Origin of the sequence: Nocardioides sp., assembly GCF_035697785.1 — a bacterium.
GTDB lineage: Bacteria > Actinomycetota > Actinomycetes > Propionibacteriales > Nocardioidaceae > Nocardioides_B.
The window spans coordinates 1-11,251 of sequence record NZ_DASSCL010000061.1; the positions used below are offsets into that span (position 1 = coordinate 1).

The window sequence follows — 11,251 nt, forward strand, 5'->3', positions numbered from 1 at the left end:
GCCTTGCCGTTCTCCCCGACGAGGCGGACCCCGTCGCGGTTGGGCAGGGCGGACCCGAGCAGGCCGACGATCTCGTCTTCCTTGGCGCCGTCGAAGACCGGGGTGGCGACGTTGGTGTCGGCCGCCGCGGACTCGGCGTGGATGGCGATGAGGCGCTTCTTCCAGTCCTCGTCGTTGCCCTCGACCTCCCAGCCGGACTTGGCCAGCCAACCGAGGTGGATCTCGAGGATCTGACCGATGTTCATCCGGCCCGGGACGCCGAGCGGGTTGAGCACCACGTCAACCGGAGTGCCGTCCTCGAGGAACGGCATGTCCTCGACCGGCAGGATCTTCGAGATGACGCCCTTGTTGCCGTGACGGCCGGCGAGCTTGTCACCCACGGAGATCTTGCGCTTCTGGGCGACGTACACGCGGACCAGCTGGTTGACGCCCGGGGGCAGCTCGTCGCCGTCCTCGCGGTCGAACACGCGGACACCGATGACCGTGCCGGACTCGCCGTGCGGCACCTTCATCGAGGTGTCGCGCACCTCGCGCGCCTTCTCGCCGAAGATCGCACGGAGCAGCCGCTCCTCGGGGGTCAGCTCGGTCTCACCCTTGGGGGTCACCTTGCCGACGAGGATGTCACCGGTGGTGACCTCCGCGCCGATCCGGATGATGCCGCGCTCGTCGAGGTCGGCGAGCATCTCCTCGCTGACGTTGGGGATGTCGCGGGTGATCTCCTCCGGACCCAGCTTGGTGTCACGGGCGTCGACCTCGTGCTCCTCGATGTGGATCGAGGTGAGGACGTCCTGCTGCACGAGGCGCTGCGACAGGATGATCGCGTCCTCGTAGTTGTGGCCCTGCCACGGCATGAACGCCACCAGGAGGTTCGTGCCGAGCGCCATCTCGCCCTCGTCGGTGCACGGTCCGTCGGCGATCGGGCTGCCGACCTCGAGGCGCTGCCCCTCCGTGACCAGCGGACGCTGGTTGATGCAGGTGCCCTGGTTGGAGCGGCTGAACTTCTGCATCCGGTAGGTGCGGTGGGTGCCGTCGTCCTGCATGACCTCGACGGCGTCGGCGGACACCTCGGTGACCACGCCGGCCACCTCGGCCGTGACGACGTCACCGGCGTCGACGGCGGCACGGAACTCCATGCCGGTGCCGACGAGCGGGGCGCTGCTGCGGATCAGCGGCACCGCCTGGCGCTGCATGTTGGAGCCCATCAGCGCGCGGTTGGCGTCGTCGTGCTCGAGGAACGGGATCAGGGCCGTCGCGACCGACACCATCTGGCGCGGCGAGACGTCCATGTAGTCCACCTCTTCGGCGGGGACGACGTCGACCTCACCGTGGCGCTGGCGCACGAGCACCCGCTCCTCGGCGAACTTGCCCTTGTCGTCGAGCGCGGCGTTGGCCTGCGCGATGACGAAGCGGTCCTCCTCGTCGGCGGTGAGGTAGTCGACCTTGTCGGTGACCTTGCCCTTCTCCACCTTGCGGTACGGCGTCTCGACGAACCCGAACGGGTTGATCCGCCCGAACGTCGCGAGCGAGCCGATCAGACCGATGTTCGGACCCTCGGGGGTCTCGATCGGGCACATGCGGCCGTAGTGCGAGGTGTGCACGTCACGGACCTCGAAGCCCGCGCGGTCACGGGAGAGACCACCGGGGCCGAGGGCCGAGAGCCGGCGCTTGTGGGTCAGACCGGCGATCGGGTTGGTCTGGTCCATGAACTGCGACAGCTGCGAGGTGCCGAAGAACTCCTTCAGCGCCGCCACGACCGGGCGGATGTTGATCAGCGACTGCGGCGTGATCGCCTCGACGTCCTGGGTCGTCATCCGCTCGCGGACCACCCGCTCCATGCGGGCCAGGCCGGTGCGGAGCTGGTTCTGGATCAGCTCGCCGACCGTGCGCATGCGCCGGTTGCCGAAGTGGTCGATGTCGTCGGCGTGCACCTCGATGGTGCCGGCGGGCATCTCCATCTCGGTCTTGCCGTCGTGCAGGGCCACGATGAACTTGATCGTCGAGACGATGTCGTCGATCGTCAGTGTCTGCTGGTCGAACGCCTCCTGGGCGCCGAGCTTCTTGTTGATCTTGTAGCGACCGACCTTGGCGAGGTCGTAGCGCTTGCCGTTGAAGTAGTAGTTGTCCAGCAGCGTCTGCGCGGCCTCGCGCGTCGGCGGCTCGCCCGGACGGAGCTTGCGGTAGATGTCGAGGAGCGCGTCGTCCTGGCCGGACGTGTGGTCCTTCTCCAGGGTGAGCATCATCGACTCGTACTCGCCGAACTCCTCGCGGATCTGCTCCTCGGTCCAGCCGAGCGCCTTGAGCAGCACCGTGACGTTCTGCTTGCGCTTGCGGTCGAGACGGACGCCGACCATGTCGCGCTTGTCGATCTCGAACTCCAGCCACGCGCCGCGCGACGGGATGATCTTGGCGGTGTAGATGTCCTTGTCGGACGTCTTGTCCGCGTTGCGCTCGAAGTACACGCCGGGCGACCGGACGAGCTGCGAGACCACGACACGCTCGGTGCCGTTGATCACGAACGTGCCCTTGTTGGTCATGAGCGGGAAGTCGCCCATGAACACGGTCTGGCCCTTGATCTCACCGGTCTCGTTGTTGGTGAACTCGGCGGAGACGTAGAGCGGGGCGGAGTAGGTGAAGTCCTTCTCCTTGCACTCGTCGACGGTGTTCTTGGGGTCGTAGAACACCGGGTTCTCGAACGAGAGGGACATGGTCCCGGAGAAGTCCTCGATCGGGGAGATCTCCTCGAAGATCTCCTCGAGGCCGGACTTCATGGAGACGTCCTCGCCGGCGTCGACCCGGGACTGGACGACGCCCTGCCAGGCGTCGTTGCCGACCAGCCAGTCGAAGCTGGTGGTCTGGAGGTCGAGGAGCTTCGGAACTTCGAGTGGTTCCGAGATCTTGGCGAAGGAGATGCGGTGGGGGCTCAAATCAGTGTGCTGCTTGGTGCTGCGCGAGGCGGCCAAGAGGGGTCCTTCCGAGGGCTCGCGGGCTCATCTTCAGATGGCGCCGACCAACCACAGACCAGCTCACCGGGCAGGCTGGAAGCATTTGAGGGCAGGCGCAAAGATCGATCTTAGCCGAGACGCCCTCAGGGCACAACTGAGCGCTGCGCCCGTTCCGCACGGAAAGCATGAACGCCCAGAAGGCCCGAGTCAAGCACCTCCGCCGAACAGCCAGGAAGTGCACAAACCGCACCGGGCAGTCGATCGGGAGTGCCCCGTGCACGTCGAAAGCGCGGGACGACGTCGGCCGAGGGGTCAGTTGGGCACCGACACGCCGCAGGCGCACCTGACCAACTGACCCCTCGGCACCGACCGGCTTGAGAGTTGTCCCTGGTGGCGTCAGTAAGACGTGATGTCGTCCACCAGCCAGGTGCCGTCCTCTTCCTCCATGGTCAGCATCACCCGGTTCAGGGCCAGCTGCGGCTCGCCCTGGTTGGCGGTGCTGGTGGTGGTCTGGTTCACGAAAAGCAGCACGTTCACCCGGTCGTCGTCGGCGTGCACCACCCCGGACGCCTTCACCTCGGCCTTGACGACCGCCTTCACCTCGGGGGCGTTCTCCAGGACCAGGCCGAAGGTGTCGAGGTACTCCTCGCGGTAGTCCTCGGTCATGAACCGGGCCGCGGTGTCCCGGTCGGTCTCCAGCGACTCGTGGCTGTAGGACAGGATCGCGGCGGCCGCCCGTTCCGCGGCGGACGGGGCGGCCCGCTCGGCGGACTCGACCTCGGACTGCTCGTCCACGCTCTGCCAGGACTGGACGCCGACACCGTCGAGACCGAAGCCGGACGCGGCGAAGGCGACCAGCACCACGGCAGCAACGGCCAGGGCGGCCAGCACCACGGTCGGCACCGCCCGGGCCCGAGGGCCGGGGGCGTCGGGGCCGGGCTCGTCCGCCGGGGGTGGAGGAGTCGGGGGTGGGGTCGCGTGGTCGCGGCGATCCGCGGCAGGCGCGGTGCCCACTGCGGGCGGCGTCGGCTCGTCGCCGGCGGTCACGCCCGGCGTGGGGCGGGTGCCCTTGCGCTCACCGGCTATCCGGCGGCGCCGGCTGGGCGGCCCGGTCGGGGAGTTCGGGGTGCTCATGTCGTCGTCGCTTCCGTCTCTCAGGTCACCGGGGTGAAGTTGTCGACCAGCCACGTTCCGTCGACCTTGACCAGCGAGACCTCCCACCGGAAGTGCCGGGCGCGTGGCTGGGAGTCGAGGACCGTCTTCACGTTGGCATCGGCGACCACCAGCACCTCGGCGGAGTCCGGGTCGACACTCGCGACCGCCGAGGTGAGCACCTCGCCGTCGGACGTCATCTGGGCCTCGTTGACGGACCTCACGATGTCGCCCATCGCCTTCTCGAACTCGCCGGCGAACTTGGTGGTCAGCAGCTGTCGCACGCCGGCCTGGTAGTCGTCGATCGACTCGCTGTCGTAGTTGTTCACCTCGACGGCGAACTGCTCGGCCGCCTGGGCCACCTCGGCGCGAGCCGCCTCCTCGGCCTGTGCCTCCTCGAACCGGGGGCGCAGGACCAACAGCTGTACGGCGACGGCGACGAGCGCGAGCACGACGAGGGTCGCCAGCACGGCCGCGATCCCCCGGCTGAGCCGGGGGCTCATCCGTGACGTGCGGGCGCCCGCCGGGGCAGGCTCGTGCGTCTGGTCGTCAGTCATGTGGTCAGGTGATTCCTGGTCTCTCGGTGCGGCTGGTGGTCGTCCCCCGACGAGGGCGGTCACCGCTCACCCGAGAGCGGCTGGAGCAGGAGCCACTTCCAGGACTCCTCCCCGAACATCGACGCCGCTCCACCGGTGTAGGTGACTCCGTCACTGGGGCTCCGGTCGGTGTAGCTCACGTTCCCCGACCCCCGATCGTACGTACCCAGCACAGGAGGGCGGTACGCCGTACCGGCCCGCCCGGGGGCGTGCTGGCCACCTCGCGCGTTGGACTGCGACTGCGGCTCGGTGCAGCGGGCGGCTTCGTTCATGGGCCGGTTGGAGCCGTCCTGGGGGGACCGCTTGTCGGTGCCTTCGTAGCCGGCGGTGCACACGTGCGGCTCCTGGGTCAGGATCAGGCCGAAGTGGGCGTCGTACAGCCCGGACCGCGGGTCCTTGTCGACGACGGTGTAGCCGCCGGCCACCACGTAGGGGTAGACGACCAGGATCATCTCGGTGCCGTCGATGTGCTTGCCGGTGATCTCCCCCGTCGTGACCAGGTTGTTGATCAGCTCGCCCAGGTCGACGCGGTTCTCCTCGAGGAACGTGCGCAGCTGGGTCGCGGTCGCGCTGCCGTTCTCGATCACGCGGCGCAGGTCGCGGTCCGACGACACCAGCGTGTCGGAGACCTTGGACAGGTCGGAGGCGAAGCTGCGGATCGCCGAGGCCTTGTCGAGCTGGGTGGTGAGGACGACGTTGCCGTCCTCGAGCAGGTCGGTGGTCAGCTCGAAGTTGTCGTTGGCGGTGCGGATGAAGGAGTTCGACGTGTCGATGATCTGGCCGAGGTCCTCACCCGTGCCCTGGAAGGCCCTGCCGAGCTCCCCGACCACGGTCTTGAGGCTCTGCTTGTTGACCGAGTTGACCGTCCTGTCGAGATCGACGAGGAGCTTGGTGGTGGCGATCGGGGTCTCGGTCATCGACCGCGGGATGTCAGCGCCGTCCGCGAGGTAGGGGCCGTCCGCCGTCTGGGGCTGGAGGTCGACGTACTGCTCACCCACGGCCGACCGGTTGGCCACCACGGCCCGGGTCTCGGCGGGGATCCTCTTGGAGTCGTCGTCGATGTCGAGCATCACGTCGACACCTCCGTCGGTGAGCTCGAGCTCCCCGACCCGCCCGACGGCGACGCCGCGGTAGGAGACCTGCGCGCCCTCGAAGATGCCGCCCGACTCCGCGAAGTGGGCCGCCACCCGGTAGGAGTCGTCGAAGAACAGCCGGTCGAGCCGCGCGTAGCGGGCGCCGACGTAGGCCACGCCGACCATGGTGATCAGCGCGAAGATCATCAGCTGGACCTTCGTACGTCTGGTGATCATCGTTCCACCATTCCCCACACGAGCAGGGGTGCCAGCTCGTTGTCGTAGCGCTGGTCGGACGTCTGCGTCTGGGTCCGCCCGGTGCCGGGCACGCCGTACGGCGCACGGCCGAGTCCGGGCAGGGTCGGCAGCGCGGACGGCAGAGGCACGCCCGGGACCTGGGGCAGGGGAGGCAGTGGCGGCAGCGGGTTCTGCGGGTCCGGCGCCCGGAACAGCGCGCACACCGGGTTGTCGGCGTTTTCCTTCAGCTCGCACTGACGCTGCAGTCGCTCCAGCAGGTTGGCGTCGGTGATCACCTTGCGGCAGGCGGCGCTGGTGAGGTCGCCGCTCTGCAGGCACTTCTGCAGGTCGGACAGCGTCTCGTTGGGGTCGGGCAGGGAGTCGCACACCGGGTCGAGCGGAGTGTTCGCGCAGACGTCGGGCAGGCCGGGGATCGTCGGGATCCCGTCCTCCCCGGAGAGGTCCAGGTCGAGCTGGATCGAGAGATTGGTGTAGTCGCCCATGTGCAGGTTGCGGGCCTGGGCCGGGTTCTTGCCCACCACCGCGTCGACGAACGGGTAGGTCAAGAACACCTGCAACGACTTCGGCAGCGCGTCGCCGGCCTCGGCCAGCTTGGTGAGTGTCGGCGCGAGCGACTCCAGGCTCTGAATCGTCGCAGTCTTGGAGTCCCGGATCACCTGGGTGCCGACGGAGCTGAGCTCGGTCAGCGCCCGCAGCATCTTGACCAGGTCGTTGCGCTGCCGGTCGATGGAGGCGAGCGCCTCGGGCATCTCGTCGAGCGCCCGGGTGATCGCCGGCTTCTGCTCGTTCAGGGAGATCGACAGCCGGTTGAGGCTGTCGAGCGCCTGCACGATGGCGTCCTTGTTGTCGTCGATCTGGCTCATGAACGTGTCGAGCTGGTCGAGCACCGAGCGGACGTTCGTCTCGCGTCCTTCGAGCGCCTTGTTGAGCTCGGTCGAGATCGTCTTGAGCTGGGCGACGCCGCCGCCGTTCAGCAGCAGCGACATCGCGCCGAGCACTTCCTCGACCTCGGGGTTGCGGCCGCTGCGCTCCAGCGGGATCCGGTCCCCGTCACCCAGGCGCGACGAGCTCGCACCGGAAGGAGGCGGCGCCAGGGACACGAACTTCTCGCCGAGGAGGCTGGTCTGGCGGATGTGCGCGACCGCGTTGTCGGGCAGCTTCACGTCGTCGCGGAGCAGAACGGTCACCTCGGCGACGTAGCCATCGAGCTCGATCTCGTCCACCCGCCCGACGGTCACGTCGTCGACCTTGACCGCCGACTGCGGCACCAGGTCGAGGACGTCGTTGAACTGCACCGTCACCTCGTAGGGGTCGTCCCCGAGGTCGGCTCCGCCGGGCAGCGGCAGGCTGTACACCGAGAAGTCACAGCCGGTCAGCGTCAGCGCGCCGACGGCGACCAGGGCCGCGGCCCGCGTGAGCCTCGCCCGCAGGGTCGTCCTGGCGCTCACTGGTCCACCTCCACGATCCCGGCCAACGACCGGTCGACGTGCTCGACGTGCTGGACCTCGTGCGACCGTCTCGAGGACGACAGCGCACCGGTGCGCGGCAGCGCCTGCTGGAGCAGGTTGCACGCCTCCTTGGGGGTGGGCGTCTGCGCCAGCATCGAGCAGAGCACCAGCGCCGGGTCGTTCTGCAGGTCCGCGACGTTCTCGCCGAGGTTGGTCCGGGTGTCGAGCGTGCCGGTCTTGGGGTTGTAGGTGTGGAAGAGGTTGGACAGCGCCAACGGCGCGGTGCCGAGGGTCTCGTCGAGGGCGGCTCGCTGCTTGACCAGGATCTTCGAGACCTGGTTGAGGCCCTTGATGTTCTCCGACAGCGAGTCCTTGTTCTCCTTCACGAAGGAGGACACCTCCTGCATGGCCACGCCCAGGTTCTTCAGCGCGGCGGCCAGGTCTTCCCGCTCGTCCTCGAGCAGGTCGGAGGCGCCGACCAGGGAGTCGTTGAAGTCGCGAACCGTCTGGTCGTTGCGGGCCAGCGCGCGCACGAAGCGCTGCATCTCGCGCGCGGTACCGAACAGCTCCTCCTTGTTGTTCTCCAGCGTGCCGGTGAACTTGCCGAGGTTCTCGATGGTCCGGTGGAACTGCTCGCCCTGACCGGCGAAGTTGGTGGCCGTGGAGTCGAGCAGGTTGGTGAGCGCACCCTTGCTGTTGGCGCCGTCGGGACCGAGGGCGACCGTCAGGTCGTCGATGCTCTGGTAGATCTCGTCGAGCTCGAGTGGGGTGGAGGTGCTCTCGGTGCTGAGCTTCTCGCCGTCGGCGAGCACGGCGCCGCCCCTGTAGACGGGAGTGAGCTGGACGAACCGGTCGCCGACGATGGCGGGGGTGATGATGACGGCCTGGGCGTCGGCGGGCACCTTGTACTTCGCGTCGTACGTCATCGTCACCGTGACGTCGGTGCCGGTCGGGGTGACCGTCTCGACCTTGCCCACCGGCACGCCGAGGATGCGGACGTCGGAGCCCTCGTAGAGCGAGACGGTGCGCGGGAACGACGCTGTCAGCGTCTTCTGCTCCTCGCCTCGTTGCAGCAGGGCGAGCCCGAACGCCGCGACGACGGCGAGCACGGCGATGACGGACAGCACCCGGGTGACCCCGGTGCGTGCGGACACGGCTGCCATGTCAGCGCCCCCCTCGTCCGGCCAGCGGGACCTGCAGGCCCCCGCCCTCCAGCAGGTTGGGCACCGGCGGGAGGTTCTGGATGTAGGTGTCGAACCAGGGGCCGTTGCCGAGCGTGCTGGCGAACACGCGGTAGAACGGCGCCATCAGCCGCAGGCTGTTGTCGAGGTTCTCCTGGTTCTTGTTCAGCACGTCGACGACGCTGTCGAGGTGGTCGAGCGCTGGCTTGAGGTCGGCGCGGGTGTCGCGGACCAGGCCGGTCAGCTGGACCGACAGCTGGCTGGTCGAGTCGAGCAGGTCGCTGACCGCCTGCCGGCGGGCGACCAGCGCCCGGAACAGCCGGTCGCCGTCCTCCATCAGGGCGATCAGGTCCTGCCGGCGGTCGCCGAGCACACCTGAGACCTTGCGCAGGTTGCCGAGCAGCGTGTTGAGCTGCTCGTCGCGCGCGGCGATGTTCACGGAGAGCTCCGAGACGCCGCGCAGCGCGGCCTGGAACTCCTCCGGGGTGTTCTCGGTGAGCTCGGCGACCGTGTTCAGCGACTCCGCGAGCTGGTCGGTGTCGATGCGCTCCGAGCGCTGGGCCAGCCCCGAGAAGGCGTCCACGACGTCGTACGGCGACGAGGTGCGCGCCATCGGGATCTCCGCCTCCTCGGCGAGCTGGCCGCCGCCGTCGGGCTGCAGGGAGAGGTACATGGCACCGAGCAGGGTCTTCACCTTGATCGCGGCACCGGTCTGGGACCCGAAGTCGACGCCACGGTCGACCAGGAACTCGACGCGGACGTGGTCACCGGCCAGCTCGACGGTCTTGACCTTGCCGACGCGGACGCCGGCGACACGGACCTCGTCATTGGGCTTGAGGCCGCCCGCCTCGCTGAACGCGGCGTAGTAGGTGTCGCCGCCGCCGATCAGCGGCAGGTCCTCGGCGCGGAACGCGGCCATCACCAGGGCGGCGATCACGGCCAGGCTGACGGCCCCGATGATGACGGGGTTCCGTTCGCGGAAGGGGATGGTCATCCGAGGTCACACCTCGCTCCCCCGGTCTTGAAGTCGACGGGGAGGGTGACCCCAGCGGGCAGCTTCACCCGGCCGTCGAAGTTGCAGAGGTAGAAGTTGAACCAGGAGCCGTAGATCGCGGTCCGTCCGACCTTCTCGAGCTTGATCGGGAGCACCTGCAGGGCGCGGTCGATCTCGGCCTTCCCGGCGTCGAGGTTGCCGGCGACCTTGCGCAGCTCCTTGACGTCGCGGGTCAGGCCCGGCCGGATCCCGGTGACCAGGTCGGAGGTCTCCACCGACAGGGCGGACACGGAGTCGAGCGACCCGAGGATCGCCTCGCGGTCCTGGGAGAGCCCCCCGACGAACTGGCGCAGCTTGACCAGCAGGTCGGACAGCTCGTCGTCGCGGTTGCCGAGCGTCACCAGCACCTCGTTGAGGTTGTCGATGAGGTCGCCGATCAGCTGGTCGCGGTTGGCCAGGGTGGTCGTGACCGAGGCGGTGTGCGCGAGCAGGCTCTCCAGGGTGCCGCCCTCGCCCTGGAAGACGGTGATGATCTCGTAGGCGAGCTTGTTGACGTCGGAAGGCGACAGCGCCTCGAAGAGCGGCTTGAAGCCGTTGAAGAGGACGGTCAGGTCGAGCGCCGGGGCGGTGCGCGCCATCGGGATGGTCTCGCCCTCCTGCATCGTGGAGCCGTTGCCCACGCCGCGGGTGAGCGCGATGTAGCGCTGGCCGACGAGGTTGCGGTAGCGGATGTTCGCCTCGGTGCTGTCGGTGAGCTGGTGGGTGCTCTCGACCTTGAAGGTCACCAAGGCGTTGGTGCGGTCGATGATCTCGACGTCCTCGACGTTGCCGACCTTGACGCCGGCGACCCTGATGTCGTCACCGTTGGTCACACCGGTGGCGTCGCTGAAGACCGCTTTGTATTCCTTGCTGTCGGTGAAGCTGAGGTTGCCGATGGTGACGACCAGCAGGCCGGTGGCGATCGTGGTCACCACGATGAAGATCAGCAGCTTGGTCGCGTCTGCCGTGGTGCGCTTGTCGAGCAGCTTCATCGCACGGTCACCTCCGTTCCGCGGGTGAGGGGGCCGAGCAGCAGGCTGGCCACGTCGGGCACTTCATCGGAGGCGACTCCCATGACGGGTGCGGCGAAGGAGTTGACGACCGAGCGCTCGGACCGGGTGCCGGCGTAACCGGAGGTGACGTCGACGGGGGCGGAGGCGCCGAGCGGGGCGACCCGCTTGTTGACCGGAGCGTCGACGCCGGTCTGGAGATCCGGCGCGTAGCGGGTGCCGGGCAGGTTCGCCTGGCCGTAGCCCTGCGCCGCCTGGCACTCGGCCTCGCTCATCGGTCCGCGCTTGTCGGCGTACGAGGGTGCATCGCCGGCGCCGTAGCCGCGCGGCTGACGCGGGATCGTCTCCAGGTTGATGTGCAGACCGAAGCCTCGGTAGGCACTCTCCATCCGCGGCGTCCAGTCCACCATCGACCGGAGCAGGCAGGGGTACTCGGGGGCGTACTTCTCGAACATCGGCAGCTGCGCGGCACCCTGCTCGCTGAGCCGGATGATGTTGTCGCCGTTCTGCTCCAGGAAGTCCCGGCTGGTCTCGGCGAACCCGGTCACGTCGGAGAAC

9 protein-coding genes are annotated in these 11,251 nt (G+C 68.5%); all 9 read right to left on the minus strand.

Features of this window, described 5'->3' with window-relative positions; genetic code table 11:
* On the minus strand, window positions 1-2,960 hold a 2,960-nt coding region (gene rpoB, locus VFH10_RS06110), incomplete at its 3' end, for a DNA-directed RNA polymerase subunit beta (RefSeq protein ID WP_325126986.1).
* Between the two features lie 378 nt (window positions 2,961-3,338).
* Window positions 3,339-4,076, minus strand: a complete 738-nt coding sequence (locus tag VFH10_RS06115; RefSeq protein ID WP_325126988.1) for a hypothetical protein — start codon at window positions 4,074-4,076, stop codon at window positions 3,339-3,341.
* A gap of 20 nt (window positions 4,077-4,096) precedes the next feature.
* On the minus strand, window positions 4,097-4,651 hold the full coding sequence (locus tag VFH10_RS06120; RefSeq protein ID WP_325126990.1) for a hypothetical protein: 555 nt from the start codon (window positions 4,649-4,651) through the stop codon (window positions 4,097-4,099).
* Window positions 4,652-4,710: 59 nt separating this feature from the next.
* Window positions 4,711-6,000: an MlaD family protein gene (locus VFH10_RS06125; RefSeq protein WP_325126992.1), complete on the minus strand. Its 1,290-nt coding sequence runs from the start codon at window positions 5,998-6,000 to the stop codon at window positions 4,711-4,713.
* Complete coding sequence (locus VFH10_RS06130) at window positions 5,997-7,469, minus strand: MCE family protein (RefSeq protein WP_325126994.1); 1,473 nt, start codon at window positions 7,467-7,469, stop codon at window positions 5,997-5,999. The genes VFH10_RS06125 and VFH10_RS06130 overlap by 4 nt, the downstream gene beginning before the upstream one ends.
* Window positions 7,466-8,632 (minus strand): MCE family protein, encoded by a 1,167-nt coding sequence (locus tag VFH10_RS06135; protein WP_325126996.1) that lies wholly within the window; start codon window positions 8,630-8,632, stop codon window positions 7,466-7,468. Before VFH10_RS06135 ends, VFH10_RS06130 begins: the two co-directional genes overlap by 4 nt.
* A gap of 1 nt (window position 8,633) precedes the next feature.
* Window positions 8,634-9,644 (minus strand): MCE family protein, encoded by a 1,011-nt coding sequence (locus VFH10_RS06140; protein WP_325126998.1) that lies wholly within the window; start codon window positions 9,642-9,644, stop codon window positions 8,634-8,636.
* Window positions 9,641-10,675, minus strand: a complete 1,035-nt coding sequence (locus tag VFH10_RS06145) for an MlaD family protein (protein ID WP_325127000.1) — start codon at window positions 10,673-10,675, stop codon at window positions 9,641-9,643. The genes VFH10_RS06140 and VFH10_RS06145 overlap by 4 nt, the downstream gene beginning before the upstream one ends.
* On the minus strand, window positions 10,672-11,251 hold a 580-nt coding region (locus tag VFH10_RS06150), incomplete at its 5' end, for an MCE family protein (RefSeq protein WP_325127001.1). The genes VFH10_RS06145 and VFH10_RS06150, both read right to left, overlap by 4 nt.